Source organism: Stenotrophomonas sp. YJH_SMC_82 (assembly GCF_059368875.1).
On record NZ_JCAFSE010000003.1, the window covers coordinates 274,156 to 288,630 of the forward strand.

At 65.2% G+C, this 14,475-nt stretch carries 14 protein-coding genes; 9 read left to right on the forward strand and 5 right to left on the reverse strand.

What is annotated here, in order from left to right:
* Positions 1-2 precede the first annotated feature (2 nt).
* From AC5P53_RS13945 to AC5P53_RS13955, 3 genes are read left to right on the forward strand one after another with little or no spacing between them, the layout of a single operon-like run.
* Positions 3-554, forward strand: coding sequence for a DUF3299 domain-containing protein (locus AC5P53_RS13945; protein ID WP_014647315.1), 552 nt, complete (start codon positions 3-5; stop codon positions 552-554).
* The gene (locus AC5P53_RS13950) at positions 544-1,161 is read left to right on the forward strand and encodes a DUF3299 domain-containing protein (RefSeq protein ID WP_046430871.1); all 618 of its coding nucleotides are present in this window, start codon (positions 544-546) and stop codon (positions 1,159-1,161) included. The genes AC5P53_RS13945 and AC5P53_RS13950 overlap by 11 nt, the downstream gene beginning before the upstream one ends.
* Complete coding sequence (locus AC5P53_RS13955; RefSeq protein ID WP_241886898.1) at positions 1,161-1,907, forward strand: hypothetical protein; 747 nt, start codon at positions 1,161-1,163, stop codon at positions 1,905-1,907. The genes AC5P53_RS13950 and AC5P53_RS13955 overlap by 1 nt, the downstream gene beginning before the upstream one ends.
* A gap of 42 nt (positions 1,908-1,949) precedes the next feature.
* Here the strand turns inward: AC5P53_RS13955 and AC5P53_RS13960 are convergent, their stop codons facing one another.
* Positions 1,950-2,651 carry a hypothetical protein gene (locus tag AC5P53_RS13960; protein WP_241886897.1) on the reverse strand — a complete coding sequence of 234 codons (702 nt, stop codon included), beginning with the start codon at positions 2,649-2,651 and terminating at the stop codon, positions 1,950-1,952.
* A 128-nt stretch (positions 2,652-2,779) separates the two neighbouring features.
* Positions 2,780-4,468, reverse strand: coding sequence for an AAA family ATPase (locus AC5P53_RS13965; protein ID WP_241886896.1), 1,689 nt, complete (start codon positions 4,466-4,468; stop codon positions 2,780-2,782).
* Between the two features lie 237 nt (positions 4,469-4,705).
* On the opposite strand from AC5P53_RS13965, the gene AC5P53_RS13970 reads away from it, so the two are divergent.
* Both AC5P53_RS13970 and AC5P53_RS13975 read left to right on the forward strand, forming a co-directional pair.
* Positions 4,706-6,238, forward strand: a complete 1,533-nt coding sequence (locus AC5P53_RS13970) for an MFS transporter (RefSeq protein WP_241886895.1) — start codon at positions 4,706-4,708, stop codon at positions 6,236-6,238.
* A 4-nt stretch (positions 6,239-6,242) separates the two neighbouring features.
* Positions 6,243-6,800 (forward strand): TetR/AcrR family transcriptional regulator, encoded by a 558-nt coding sequence (locus AC5P53_RS13975; RefSeq protein ID WP_049420776.1) that lies wholly within the window; start codon positions 6,243-6,245, stop codon positions 6,798-6,800.
* Positions 6,801-7,049: 249 nt separating this feature from the next.
* Here the strand turns inward: AC5P53_RS13975 and AC5P53_RS13980 are convergent, their stop codons facing one another.
* A complete protein-coding gene (locus AC5P53_RS13980) occupies positions 7,050-7,931 on the reverse strand; it encodes an AraC family transcriptional regulator (RefSeq protein ID WP_241886894.1) in 882 nt (293 codons plus the stop codon).
* Positions 7,932-8,037: 106 nt separating this feature from the next.
* Between AC5P53_RS13980 and AC5P53_RS13985 the strand changes: the two genes are divergently transcribed.
* Positions 8,038-8,574 (forward strand): carboxymuconolactone decarboxylase family protein, encoded by a 537-nt coding sequence (locus AC5P53_RS13985; RefSeq protein ID WP_046430864.1) that lies wholly within the window; start codon positions 8,038-8,040, stop codon positions 8,572-8,574.
* A 39-nt stretch (positions 8,575-8,613) separates the two neighbouring features.
* Here AC5P53_RS13985 and fdhD read toward each other — a convergent pair whose 3' ends face one another.
* Positions 8,614-9,462, reverse strand: a complete 849-nt coding sequence (fdhD, locus tag AC5P53_RS13990) for a formate dehydrogenase accessory sulfurtransferase FdhD (RefSeq protein WP_241886893.1) — start codon at positions 9,460-9,462, stop codon at positions 8,614-8,616.
* Positions 9,463-9,706: 244 nt separating this feature from the next.
* Between fdhD and AC5P53_RS13995 the strand changes: the two genes are divergently transcribed.
* Together AC5P53_RS13995 and AC5P53_RS14000 are read left to right on the forward strand one after the other, a co-directional pair.
* Positions 9,707-11,992, forward strand: a complete 2,286-nt coding sequence (locus AC5P53_RS13995) for an FdhF/YdeP family oxidoreductase (protein WP_241886892.1) — start codon at positions 9,707-9,709, stop codon at positions 11,990-11,992.
* Positions 11,993-12,473: 481 nt separating this feature from the next.
* Positions 12,474-13,013 (forward strand): DUF411 domain-containing protein, encoded by a 540-nt coding sequence (locus AC5P53_RS14000; RefSeq protein ID WP_080281925.1) that lies wholly within the window; start codon positions 12,474-12,476, stop codon positions 13,011-13,013.
* A gap of 116 nt (positions 13,014-13,129) precedes the next feature.
* On the opposite strand, the gene blaL1 is transcribed toward AC5P53_RS14000, so the two are convergent.
* The gene (gene blaL1 / locus AC5P53_RS14005) at positions 13,130-13,999 is read right to left on the reverse strand and encodes a L1 family subclass B3 metallo-beta-lactamase (RefSeq protein ID WP_241886891.1); all 870 of its coding nucleotides are present in this window, start codon (positions 13,997-13,999) and stop codon (positions 13,130-13,132) included.
* A gap of 203 nt (positions 14,000-14,202) precedes the next feature.
* Between blaL1 and AC5P53_RS14010 the strand changes: the two genes are divergently transcribed.
* Entirely contained in the window at positions 14,203-14,469 is a 267-nt protein-coding gene (locus AC5P53_RS14010; protein WP_014647303.1) for a hypothetical protein, read from the forward strand.
* Positions 14,470-14,475 lie beyond the last annotated feature (6 nt).

The window sequence follows — 14,475 nt, forward strand, 5'->3', positions numbered from 1 at the left end:
GCATGCGCTGGATGCTGTCATTGCCGATGGTACTGGCGCTGGCAGCCTGCGAGCGGCCGGTGGATACCGGTGTGCAGGCGTTGCCACCTTCGCCGGTTGTCGACCACGCTGGCGCTGCGGATGCGGCGGAGCAGGAACTGGACTGGTTGCAGATGATGCCCAAGGACGAGCTGGCCGCGCTGGAGCGCGGAGAGGGCCCGGAGGTGGAGCACAACGGCAACCGGCGCATGCCGCAGTTCGGCACGTTCCGTACCGTGGATACGGTGCTGCAGCGTCCGGTGCGCCTGCCCGGCTACGTGGTGCCGCTGGCCACTGCGCAGGACGGGCGCCTGACCGAATTCCTGTTCGTGCCGTACTACGGCGCCTGCATCCACGTACCACCGCCGCCACCGAACCAGATCGTGCACGTGGTGCTGCCGCGCCCGATCGCCATGCCGGACATGTACTCGCCGTTCTTCCTGGCCGGCACCCTGCGTGCCGAGCGGCTGGATGATGATCTGGCCGGTTCCGCCTACACCATGCGCGATGCCCAGCTGAGGCCCTATGAACCGTAGCGCAGTGTTGCTGCTTGGATGCGTCTGGTTGGCAGGCTGCACGTCACCGGGCGGTGATGCCGTGGTGGCCACGCCGCGCGACAAGCCGTTGCCCTCCGCCGCGCCCGAAACGCCCATCGACCGCTGGGACGCGCTGCGGCCGGACGAAGTGACCTATCAGCGCCCGCCCCCGCAGATCGGCTTGTCACGCAATGGCATGGACGGGGTGGGCGGCCTGATCGACGACACCGGCTCGGGCACGCCACCGGGGCAGGAGATCGACCATTCCAGCCCGGATCGCGCCAAGCAGTTCGGCTCTTCGCGCGTGGTCGACGCTGTCGACGGTCGCGCGGTGGATCTGGATGGCTACGTGGTACCGCTGGGCACCAATGATGCCGGCCTGGTCGATGAGCTGCTGTTCGTGCCGTTCTACGGTGCGTGCATCCACGTGCCGCCGCCGCCACCGAACCAGATCATCCATGTGACCCTGGCCACGCCGATCGCGCTGGGCGATCTTTGGGACCCGTACCGGTTGGCCGGCCGCCTGCAGGTGAAGCGCTTCGATGCGGACATTGCCAGCGCGTCCTACGATGCCGCAGCGGCCACGCTGACGGCGATCCACGACTGATGCGCATGCGCTGGATCCTGGCTGCCGGGGTGCTGGTGAGCGCAGTCGTGCTGCTGGTGTGGTGGCAGCGGCAGCGCGCACCCACCGCGCCGCCGTTGGTCGCGTTTCCAGCGCCGGCGTCCGACGCCAGCCAGCGCATCGAACAGCGTTTGGGTGACGACCACGCGTTCCGCAACGACGTGCTGTTCCTGCTTGCGGCAACAGTGCGCGACCGCTGCCAGCCAGCGCAGGCGGGGCTGCTGGCGCGCATGGCCAATCGTGCATCGCTGCCGGTGCTGGCGGGAGTCAGCGCGGTGACCCAGCAGGATCCATCGCTGGACCGGCCGATCTACCAGTACATCCAGCATCGCGCCAATGCGACGCGGTGCGGGCAGCCGCTGCAGATGCCGTTGGCCGCTGGGCGCAGCATGGCGTTGGACATCGAACAGTACGCGCGCACCTTCCCGGACAGCTACTTCGACCCGCAGCGCAGCAGTGAACCCCGGGATTTTGGTGGACGGTCGTTGCAGCAGCGCGCTGGCAACGCCTGCAACAGCGTGGTGTATTCGGTGCTGCCGCTGGGTGGCACCGACTGGCGGTGCAGCAGCCTGCGCGCGAATGCCCGCGCGCGGGTGCGCGGCCTGTGCGAGGACGAGCTGCGGCGCCAGCACGGGGCAACGGGCGGGGAGCTGGACATGGCCGTGGGGCAGGGCATGCAGGCGGCGGTGGTATCGGCCATCGCCGCGTTGCCGGAGGACTGTCGGTAGCGACAAATCATGTCGTTAAGCATTCCCGAGTCATGCAGTACACTAGATTCCGAGCTGTGCAGCCGTGTAGTTGCCGACGTTCACCGGATTGGAGACAAGCCACTGCATAAGGGCTTGATCCTTGGCAACGCCTCTGGATAGCGCTGCTTGCCATGAGTTGTGTCCATGAGAGTCCGCGTCAGTTGCAAGCATGCGCTTCAGCTCGTTCTCCAGTTGAATGGCGGTCTGGTACTTTGCAGCGATCTTGCTACGGAAGTCTCCCCAGTAGCCCTTTGCCCATGTTCCGAAGGCGGCGGAATCGACCGATGTGCGGACATGATGCTTTACCCGTTCTCGGGTGGCCTTGTATTGCGGTAGTCGAAGCAGCTGGAATTCTGGCGCGCACCATGGTTTTCTCACCTTGATGAATACAAGCGGAGCGTCAAGAATTGCACTGTCAAAGTACGGATGAAGTGTGGTTTGTGGCACTCCAGGCTTGTTTGCATTTCCCCGCTTCGAATTGCACGTTCCACAGCATGGGATCAGGTTGGGAGCAAAGATCGAGAACTCGGGGTAATTGGCCTTCGGCAGGTGATGGTCGATTGTGCGCGCACCGAGGCCGCCGCAAACAGGGCAATGATTGAGGCTGTGATCGTGATGGAGCCTATCTATCCAGTCCAGTGATGCCGTGGTGGCTTTGCTTGAATAGGCCGTTCGAAGTTCATCCTGGGCATTCTTCGGCAGGGTGATTGCTGCCAGGCCCATAGCATTCTTCTTGACGTAATCCTGGTATGCGACACGCAATGACCAGATTGCGGGTTCTATGGCTGTGTAGGCACCACCAACTCGGATGAGTCTTGCGCCATCGGCGCGACGCGGTCCTGGCAAAGATCTCATGAGCTCTGCTCCTCAATGCCCCTGCGGATTTCTGTTAGCATTTCGGTGCTTATCAGCCCGGAAAGATCTTTTATGACCTCTTTCATGGAGAGGTTCGAGTTGATGATTTTCTTCACAATCTCATTGGAATGGCGGGGGACGGAATCGTCGCCAAATATCGCAAGCGACAGCAGCGTCGGGCTTGCTCCCAGCGTTGGAAGATAGACATGCTTGGTGGAAGTTCCTTCTTCCGTTCGGGTGAGGACGTGTGTGCAATGCGTTGGAACCTCGCGCACGACATGCACGGAGTGCGTTGCGATCAATGCCAGCGACTCGAAGGTGCTTGCTACTTGATTCAACAGAAGCATGAGTTGAGAAATCAGATTGGGATGTAGGTGGGTCTCTGGTTCATCGAGAATAATCAAAGACCCCTTGGATATGAATGATATTATGTGGATGGCAAACCTTAGATAGGTTCGTTGGCCGCTACTGATGCGAACTCGAATTCCTTCATCGTTGAAGAAGGCAATGTCTCTGTCCTCGGCGAGGGCTCCGGTAAGTTCCAATGTGCGTTGTTCGCCCGCATGGCGCAGATGTTCAAGCTTTATCCAATATCCCTCCTGATCCGAAAAGATCGCGCGGTCGTCAATACCTTCCTCGACTGGAAGGCATAGGTCGCTCCAAGGGATGTGGTCTTGGCAATACTTCTTAAGCCAACTGTAGCGATCCGGTCCGACCTCACCCACTGGATCATGATCACGCAGAAGATCAACCATCGCCCGAGCGCATCGAGTATTCGAGTCGCTTCTTGGATTCCCAGTAAGTCCCGATGTTAGCGAAAAATGCAGATAATCGAAGCTCGACGAGGGGTGGGTATGGGTTGGATACTGGTGTTCGAACTCCGTCGAGTACGCGATCACTCTGGAGAAGTGGTTGGCATAGGAAGGCTGGGCAACGCCATCGAAGTAGCCCAGGGTGACGGCGCCATGTTCTCGAGGCCCATTCCAGTCATACTCAAGCAGGGAGCGCTGGTCTCCGGCCAGTGTTCTGACAAGTGAGGCCAGAATTCTGGATTTGCCGACTCCATTCTTGCCAACGATGCAATGGATGCGATCGGCTACGTAGTCGTTGTCCCGATGGATGAATGGTATGCACACGTCTCCCGTGCTCGCGAGCGTAACGTCGTATTGAAAGTCGATCCTTGCATCGGCGGAGGCGTTGCCAGTTCGACAGAGGTATCCGGTACGAAACGCGCGGTACGCCCCAGCGTTGCGGAGCACGCCGAGCCGAAATTCATTTGATGCCCGGATTCTTTCGACGCGTGGACCGGGGGTTTCGGCGAGTTCGAGGGTGATGTCATGCAGCTGGCGCAGGATGGAGTGGTACTCGGCATCGCTTCCACACCAATCCTTTAGTGCCCGATAGTATTTTTCCCCTGCCAGGAGGGTCGCGAAAGAGGGGGGCGCTGCTGCGGTGCCAGTCGCGGCAGTGAGATCCTGATACCAGGCACTGAATTTTCTGTGGATGGTTTCTCCGTCAAATGGAATAACGTAAAGACTTAGGTTTAGGCGAGGCCTCTTCTTTGCCGTGAGGGCGGCCTCTGCATGGAAGTTGAAGCCGAAGTCGTTCCAGCTTTGGCTGACGGGATGAATCTGTATGCCTTCTTCTATCTCTGCTCTGCCAAAGATCAGATGCTCTGTCGTCATGAAAGAAAGTCCTCGGTTCCCTTGAGGTGAAGGGCGTCACTCGCTAGAGAAAGTTGAATATTTCACGCTATAGCGGCGGCTGTACATGAACCTGAAGAGGTGCCTTTGTCTTCGGCAAACCGGCTAGTCGCGGAGTACCTGCTTGACTTGGCCTGAACAGTATCGAGATTGGTCCTCATAACTATACAGGACATCCTGTATAGTTATCGCCGTAATCCACCCCCACCAGGTTCTCCCATGGCTTTGTCCCAGCCCTTGGCCGGTGCTCCGGCCCTGTCGCGTGCCCGTCGCTGGGCACTGTTGTTCACCGTCGCCGCCGGCCTGCTGCTGGTCACGCTCGACAACTCCGTGCTCTACACCGCCCTGCCCACGCTGACCGAAGAACTCTCGGCCAGTGCCGGCCAGGCGCTGTGGATCATCAACGCCTATCCGCTTGTGATGGCCGGCCTGCTGCTGGGTGCGGGCACGCTGGGCGACCGCATCGGCCACCGCCGCATGTTCCTGATCGGCCTGGTGGTGTTCGGCGTGGCATCGTTGGCAGCGGCGTTCGCCGACACCGCAGGGCTGCTGATTGCCGCGCGCGCCTTCCTGGCGGTCGGCGCGGCCGCGATGATGCCGGCCACGCTGGCGCTGATCGGCCTGAGCTTCCACGAAGCGCGCGAACGCAACATCGCCATCGCGATCTGGGGTTCGGTGGCGATCGTCGGTGCGGCGCTTGGCCCGATCATCGGTGGCTGGCTGCTGCAGCATTTCTGGTGGGGCTCGGTGTTCCTGATCAACGTGCCGGTGGTCGTGGTCGCGTTCGTGGCCACGCTGCTGCTGGCACCGGAAGGCCAGCGCGACCCCTCGCGACCGTGGGACCTGGTTTCGTCGCTGCTGGCTCTGGCTGCACTGTCCGGCCTGGTGCTGGCGATCAAGTCGCTGATCGCTACGCCGCCGTCGTATGCGCTGGGTGCAGGCGCGCTGCTGCTGGCCGCCATCAGTGGTGCGGCGTTCGCGCGCCGCCAGCAGCAGCTGCCGTACCCGCTGCTGGACTTTGCAATCTTCCGCAATCCGGCGTTCCTGGCCGGCACGTTGTCGGCGGTGTTCACCCTGTTTGCGATGGCCGGCCTGCAGCTGGTCACCACCCAGCGCTTCCAGCTGGTGGCGGGCTTTTCGCCGCTGGAGGCGGGCCTGCTGGTGTCGGTGGCCGCGCTGGGCAGCCTGCCCAGTGCGCTGCTGGGCGGCAGCATCCTGCACCGGGTGGGCCTGCGCCCGCTGATCTGTGGCGGCCTGGCCACAGGTGCGCTGGGTGTAGGCGTGGTGGCATTCGGCTTCCCGCACGGCCTCGGCTGGGTGGTCGCCGGCATGGCGATCACCGGCTTCGGCATGGGTTCGGCCATCTCGGTGGCGTCCACCGCCATCCTCAACAACGTACCGGCGCACCGTGCGGGCATGGCCTCGTCGGTGGAAGAGGTGTCCTACGAGTTCGGTGGCCTGCTGGCGGTGGCGATGCTGGGCAGCTTGAGCGCGGCGGTGTATGGCGCATTCCTGCCGGTCTCGGCCGACATGCCCGCGCTTGCACGGGAAGGCTTCACCCAGGCGCTGCACGTGGCACGTGAAAGCGGGCAGGGCGAGTGGTTCGCACTGGCCACGGCCGCGTATGACCGCGGCTACCAGATCGTGCTGCTGGTGATCACGGTGGTGCTGGCGCTGGGCGCTTCGATCATCGCGCGCCTGCTGCGCGGGCGCGTCGGCAGCCGCGTGGGTGCGGCCGATCGCGTAAAATGACGCGATGAGAACCAGCAAGCGCGACCGCATCCTCGACGCCGCCGTCAACGTGATCAATCGTGACGGCGTGCGCGCAGTGACCTTCGAGTCGGTGGCGGCCGAGGCCAAGCTGACCCGCGGCGGCCTGCTGTACCACTTCCCCTCGCGCGAGGCGCTGCTGCGCGGTATCGACGAGCACCTGGTGCAGGCCTGGGAGACGTCGATGGAAACGCTGCTGGGCAAGCGTGCAGACGAAGCCTCGGCGCTGGAGCGTTACCAGACCTTCGTGCGCGTCTCGGCGCAGAGCGCTACCCGTGCCGAGCTGATGTTCATGCTCGAATCGGCCGACCCGGACGCCGATGAGCGCCCGTGGGGGCCGGCGGTACGGCGTTGGGCGCCGTTGCCACCGTCGGCCGGGCAGAGCGACCCGGCCGCGCTCGACAATTTCGTGGCACGGCTGGCCGCCGACGGCCTGTGGATCTACGAGGCGATGTACGAAGGGCAGCTGGATGAAAGCGTTCGCGCCCAGGTGGCCGAACGGATCGCCGGGCTGCTGGCGAAGCCCGATGGAACGTCCAGTTGAGCGGGCAGCCGGCGCGCCGACATCGCCCGTGGTAGAGCCGACCGCCGGTCGGCTGTCCTTCGGTCAGGCCACGGAAATGCCGCTTCGATCGCCCGTGGTAGAGCCGACCGCTGGTCGGCTGCCTTCGGTCACATCACGAAAATGCCGCATCGGTAGAGTCGGCTGTTGGTCGACTGCCCTTCGGTCGGGCAACGAACCTCCCGCGCGTCGCGCGATGGTCGACCAGCGGTCGACTCTACCCCCTCACCTTTACCCAGCCTGCGCGGCGCCCGCGGCCAGCCACGCCCTCGGCGAAGCCCCCAACCGCTTGCGGAACGCCTTCGACAACGATGCGGTATCGGCAAACCCCACCTCGATCGCCACCTGCTTGACCGCCACGCCGGCCCGCAGCTGCGCGCAGGCCAGGCTCAGCCGCCAGTCCAGCAGGTAGCTGGCTGGCGTTGCCTGCATCACGTCCTTGAACACGGCCGCGAACGCGCTGCGCGACATGCCGGCGGTCGCGGCCATGCGCGGCAGCGTCCATTCGTCCTGCGGTGCCTGGTGCATCGCCACCAGCGTGCGTGCCAGCCGCGCATCGGACAGCCCCCGCATCAACCCGTGGCTGACGCCGGCTGCATCCGGGTGGTCGACCACCCAGCGCAGGATCTGGATCAGCGCTACCTCGAACAGGCGGTTGGTCAGCAGCCGTGACCCGCAGCGCTGGCGATCGGCTTCGGCGAACAGCAGCTGCAGGGTGTCATCCAGTTCGGTGATCGCGGCCAGCGGCACCACCATCACCGGTGGCAGCGACTGCACGATCGGATTGCGCGCGCCACCATCGAAATCCAGCGTGGCACAGGTGAAATCCGGGCCGTCCAGCGGAGCGTTGAAGAACACATGGTGCAGCGGCTGCGGATACAGCAGGAGGCTGGGTGTATCGATCTTCAAGCGGGGCAGCGCGCTATCGCCCCCAGGATGACGGACTTCCATCTCACCCTGGCGCAGGATGTGCAGGAACGCACGACCGGGCTGCGGCTCGAAGACATGCTGCCCGCACAGCAGGCCACTGTGGAACAGCGCCGCCTGCACCCGGAAGCGTTCCAGCAGCGAGGAGAGTCGATCTGGCGCAGGGGTGGCGGTGCGCATGCGCATGGACGTATGGACAACATATGTGGCGAATTGAGGACGTTCCGTCCAGGGAGTCTACCTAGGATGAGCGGGTCGTCCAATCCCGGGCGCTTTCCCAAGGAGATCCACCATGTCCCGTGTCCCCCTGATCGATGCCGCCAACACCACCGCCGACCGCCAGGCCCTGCTGGGCCAGGTCCACGCTGCCTTCGGCGCCACCCCGGCCATGTTCCGCGCCGTGGCCAACTCGCCGGCTGCCCTGCAGAGCATGTGGGGTTCGTTCGGCGCGCTGGGCGGCGGTCGCCTGTCGCCGCTGCTGGGCGAGCAGATCGCCGTGGCCATCGCCAACCGCAACGCCTGCGAGTACTGCCTGGCCGCGCACACGGCATTGGGCCGCAAGGCCGGCGCCAGCGGTGAGCAGATGGCTGCCGCGCAGATCGGCCAGTCCAGCGACCCGGCCACTGCGGCGGCGCTCGACTTCGCGTTGAAGGTGGTCGAGCAGCGTGCGCAGATCGCCGACGGCGACGTGCAGGCGCTGCGCGCGGCCGGCTTCGATGATGAGCAGGTCGTCGAGATCCTCGCGCATGTGGCGCTCAACCTGTTCACCAACTACGTCAACGTGGCGTTCGACGTGCCGGTGGACTTCCCGAAGGTCGCGCTGCGCTGAGGCGTACCGGGCCGGGGGACGCAGTGCTCCCGGCCATCCTCAGCGGGCGTGGCCGTCGTGCGCCTGCAGCCGCTCCGGATGGGTATACACATTGAACCCGCTTTCCCGCGCGAACCCGACCAGGCACAGGCCGGCGCTGCGGGCCAGATCGATCGCCAGCGCGGTCGGCGCGGACACTGCCGCCAGCACGCTGGCGCCGGCGCGCACTGCCTTGCTCACCATCTCGTAGCTGGCCCGGCTGGAAATCACCAGCAGGCCGCCTTCGATGGCGTGTTCGTTGTGGTGCAGGGCGCCGATCAGCTTGTCCAGTGCATTGTGGCGGCCGACGTCCTCGCGTACCCAGCCGATGCGCCCATTGGCGTCGGCCCAGGCCGCGGCATGGATCGAACCGCTTGCCGCATTCATCGGCTGGTGCTGCGCCAGGCTGGCCAACGCCCGCTGCAGGGCGGTGGCGGAATAGCTGCGGCGTTCGCGGATCTGCGGCAGTGGGCGCAGCACTTCTTCCAGCTGGCGCGTGCCGCACAGGCCACAGCCACCACGGCCGGGCAGCAGGCGTCCCTTGTCGGGGTCGAGGTTTGCGCCGGGCGCAGCCTCGTCCACGGTCATCTGCAGCTCGATGCCTTCCAGCTGTGGGTGGATATCGATCGACAGCAGCTGCGAGGGCGCGCTGATCAGGCCTTCGCTGAGCGAAAATCCGAGTGCGAAGTCCTCCAGATCACAGGGCGTGGCCATCATCACGGCAAAGGCGGCATCGTTGTAGCGCAGCGCCATCGGCACTTCCTCGGCCACCACGTCGACCTGCTGCTGTTGCGTGCCGCCGCGCCAGCGCTGCAACGGGCGTTGGGCGGTGCCGGCAGGCGGGGTGTGCGGCGGGATCGAATCAGGCATGCAGCGCGTCCGGACAAGGGAGAAACGCGGGCGGGCCACCGCCTGCGGTTTCGAGGATAGCGCAGTGGTCGCGCGCAGACGCGGCTGTAACCGTTGCCATGGCAGGTTGTGCTGAAATCAGCCTGTGCCCTCTGGCGAAGCGCCGTGGGCCGTGCTTGACTGTGCGGCTGGTCGTGCCACTGAATGCACCGCCGGACCGCGTTGTGCCGTTCGTTGTTGCGTTCCTACTGCCAGGTTCCCGAACATGTCCGAGCAGAAACCGCCGCGTTACAAGCCCTACAACCAGCCCGCCGGAGGCTGGGGTGCCGCCGGCGCCACGGCCAAGGTGCTGCTGCAGCAGAGTGTGATCGGCAAGGGATCGAAGGCATTGCTGGCGATGAACCAGCCCGGTGGCTTCAAGTGCCCCAGCTGCGCGTTCCCCGATGCCGACGAACGCAAGAAGCTGGAGTTCTGCGAGAACGGCGCGAAGGCACTGGCCTGGGAAGCCACCCAGTTCCTCGCCGGCCGCGAACTGTTCGCCCGGTACACCGTGACCGAACTGATGGCGCAGACCGACTACTGGCTGGAGATGCAGGGCCGGCTGACCGAGCCGATGCGCTACGACGCAGCCACCGACCACTACGTGCCGTGCAGCTGGGACGATGCCTTCGCGCTGATCGGCCGCCACCTGCAGGCGCTGGACAGCCCGCACCAGGCCGAGTTCTACACCTCCGGCCGCACGCCCAATGAAGCCGCGTTCCTGTATTCGATCTTCGTGCGCGAGTTCGGCACCAATAATTTCCCGGACTGCTCGAACATGTGCCACGAGCCGACCAGCCGTGGCCTGCCGCCGGCCATCGGGGTGGGCAAGGGCACCATCGTGCTGCAGGACTTCGAGCATGCCGAGGCGATCTTCGTGATCGGCCAGAACACCGGTACCAATTCACCGCGGATGATGAGCAACCTGGTCGAGGCGCGTAAACGCGGCATCCCGATCGTGGCGGTCAATCCGATGCCCGAGCGTGCGCTGATCCGCTTCGCCGAGCCGCAGGACGTGGTGCAGATGGCCACGTTCGGTTCGACCGAGATCACCAGCGAGTTCGTGCATATCCGCATCGGCGGCGACCTGGCCCTGATCAAGGGCATGATGAAGGTGATGTTCGAGCGTGAGGCACAGGGCGAGCGCGTGCTCGACCATGATTTCCTGTCGGAACACACGGTGGGCCTGGAGGCGCTGCGCGAAGACGTGATGGCGCAGGACTGGGACCAGATCGTGCAGGTGTCCGGCATTTCGCAGGCGCAGATCCGCCGCTGTGCGGAGATCTACATCCGTTCCAAGGCCACCGTGATCTGCTACGGCATGGGGCTGACCCAGCACCAGTACGGCTCGCGCCTGCTGCAGCAGGTCGCCAACCTGCTGTTGCTGCGTGGCAACTTCGGCAAGCCCGGCGCCGGCATCGGACCGATCCGTGGGCATTCCAATGTGCAGGGCGACCGCACCGTCGGCATCGACGAGAAGCCCAAGCCGGCCTATCTGGACCGCGTGCAGCAGGTGTTCGGCTTCGACCCGCCGCGCGAGCATGGCCACCATGTGGTCGAATCCATCGAGGCGATGCTGGACGGCAGCGCCAAGGTGTTCATCGGCCTGGGTGGCAACTTCATCCATGCCGTGCCCGATACCCCGCGTGCGTATGAGGCAATGCGTGGCCTGGAGCTCACCGTGGGCATTGCCACCAAGCTCAACCGCGGGCACCTGGTCCATGGCCGCGATGCACTGATCCTGCCGGTGGTGGCGCGCTCGGAGCGCATCGTTACGCCCGCCGGCGAGCAGTTCGTCACCATCGAAGACGCGATGTCGAATGTAACCGCGTCGCGCGGGGTACTGGAGCCGGTCAGTGCCGAGGTGTTGCCCGAGGTCGAGATCGTCTGCCGGATGGCACTGGCCACGCTGCCCGACAGCAGGGTTGACTGGGCCGGCTGCATGCACGACTACGCGCCCATCCGCGAGCTGATTGCCGCGGTGTATCCGGAGATCTACACCGGCTTCAACGAGCGCATCCAGCAGCCACACGGTTTCCATCTGGACATTCCGCCGCGCCGCCGGGTGTGGCCCACGCCCAATGGCAAGGCCAACATCCTGGTGATGCCCGGCCTGGACGTGGACGATCCGGTGCACGATCCGGACATGTTGCGGTTGGCCACCGTGCGCTCGCATGATCAGTACAACACCACCATCTACAGCTACAACGATCGCTATCGCGGCGTGTACAACGATCGCATGGTGCTGTTCATGAATATCGAGGACCGGCTGGCGCGCGGGCTGGAGAAGGAAGCGCTGGTCAGCCTGGAGACGATCAGCGGCGATGGCGTGCAGCGCCGCATCGAGGGCCTGACGGTGCTGGACTACCCGATGCCGCGCGGCGCGCTGGCCGGTTACTACCCGGAACTGAACCCGTTGCTGCCGCTGGACTACTACGACCGGATCAGCGGCACACCCGCAGCGAAGTCGATCCCGGTGCGGATGCGGGCGATGGCGGCGGCGATTGCGTGACGCGCATCGGCTATCATCGGCGGGTGAACCTGCCTGGCCTGCTGCTGCGATGGATGCTGCTCGTTGCCCTGGTGCTGAATGCACCGGCGCTGGCGCTTGGCTCGTCTTCGTACGGCGGGTCGGCCAACCAGGATCACTGCGCTGCACCGCACGCGGCTGCGCTGGCGGCAGCCGGCTGCTGCGATGATGCGGCCCGGGCGGCCTGCCAGAGCGGTGAGTGCGAATGCCCGCCAGCCTGCCTTGGCATGCTGGCCACGTTGAGTGGAACGCCCGCCTCGCCGTGGCGTGAGGCGCCTGTAGCTGCTCGTTCCCAGCAACGCGCATCGCCGCCGATGCCGGACCCGTTGCGTCCCCCCATCGTGTGATGTCCTGCAGGCGCTCAAGCGCCTGCCATGACTGTTCGGCTCTTTCTCGCCTCTGCCTGCGCCTTCGATGCGCGGGCGGCGGGCCGCGTTGCCCGCCTCAGCAAAGGAATCACTCAATGAACCGTTCTCTCTCCCTCGGCCTGCTGCTGGGCACCGTGCTGGCCACCACCGCCTGTGCACGTGCCGCCGAAGAATCCGCCGCCGCACCGGTCGCCAGCAAGGCTCCGGTGGCACCGATCCAGGCCAGCCCGGCCAAGGTCGATCCGGCCCTGCCGGTGGCCATCGTGCACAAGACCGCCAGCTGTGGCTGTTGTGGTATCTGGGTCGACCATCTGAAGGCCGCGGGCTTCCAGGTGGACGTGCGCGATACCGATGACATGAATCCGATCAAGGTCCGCCTGGGCGTGCCGGTCGGCAAGGCCTCCTGCCATACCGCCGAGATCGGCGGTTATGTGGTCGAAGGCCACATCCCGGCCGAGGACATCAAGCGCCTGCTGGCCGAACGCCCGGCCGCACGCGGGCTGGTGCTGCCCGGCATGCCGGCCGGTTCGCCGGGCATGGAAATGCCGGATGGTTACGTGCAGCCGTACACCGTCGAGCTGGTGCGGACCGACGGCAGCACCGAGCCGTTTGCCCAGCACGGGCAGGGTGGCTGATGGAAGGCGGGTGCCGGTCGTCCTGACCGGCACCCTTCGACGCGTCCTGTGTAGGGCTGAGCCTATGCTCGGCTGTGTTTGGCCGGCAAGCCGAGCATGGGCTCGGCTCTACAGGATCAGCGTGCCGTGGCTGTTTCCTTGGCCAGCTGTGCGTCGAACTTCTTCTCGGCCGCATCCGCGTAGGCCTTGCAGGTCAGGGCGTTGGCTCCGGCCTCTGCACCCTCGGCATAGTTCCAGTTGCTGGCGCCCGGATGCGGCGTCAGCAGCAGGTCGCAGGGCAGGCCGCGCACCGTAGCGAAGCTGCGCCGGTAGTCCTCGACTAGGCGGGGATAACGGGCGTTGCCCTGCAGCTGGTAGCCCGGCGCACTCAGGCTGTCGGCGTAGGCGATGCGCACCGGCTGGCCATCGCGGGTATCGGTCCAGGTCCAGGCGGTGCTGCCTGGGGTGTGCCCCGGCATGAAGTGCGCGGTGAACGCGATGCCGCCTACGGTGACCCCTTCGCCATCCATGATGATGCGGTCGGCGCTGGCCGGCGGAAAGGTGATGCTGTCGCCAAAGTGCAGGTCGTTGCTGCCACCGCGCGCCAGCAGCACGGCCGATTCGGCGTTGGCCGCTACGCTGGCGCCGGTACGGCGCTTCAGCTCCGCCACTGGCCCGGCATGGTCGGCGTGTGCGTGGCTGAGCAGGATCAGCCGTAGATCCTGTGCTGCCACCCCGCGTGCCTTCATGTTGTCCAGCAGGTGACCGGCCATCTGCGGCATGCCGCCGTCGAGCAGTACCGCACCGTCGGCGGTCTGCACCAGCAGCGCGGTCAGGTCCTCGGTGGCGATCTGCCAGGTGTGGTCGGCAATCTGCAGCGGTGCCATCGGCTGCAGCCACGAGGCGTCCACGGTGTAGGCCTGCAGCTGCGGCAGCGGTGCGTCGGCGGCAGTCACATCAAAGGCAAGTGTGGCAGTCAGGGCAAGGGTCGTCAGGCAAAGGCGCATGGCGGAGAGGTGTCTGGGCAGGGTCGAATGAAACTAGCACGCGGGCGGGGCGGACCGTTTCGCGAATAATTCATGGCTGCGATAAGGTGCGCCGCAGCCTGCCCAGGGATTGTTCGCTGGCCATGGATTGTGAATCCACCTCCACGGGCTGGAGCGCAGAATCGGCCGGGGCTAGCCTGCTACCAGGCTCAAGGAGGTGGACCATGCACGTGCTCATGGTGATGCTGGGTGGCGTACTGCTGCTGGGGGTATTCGTGCTGTTTGGCCATCTCTGGAGCACGGGCACCTCGCAGCTGCCCACGGCACTGATCGCCTTCATCGCCACCTGGCTGCTGGTGGCCGTGGCCAACATGTGGGTAGGGGTCAGCAAGGCCGGCTACGCGGTACGCGAGGAGCTGCCGATCCTGTTGCTGGTATTCGCCGTGCCGGCGCTGCTGGCCGGTTTCCTGTACTGGCGCCTGGCGCGCTGAAGGAGT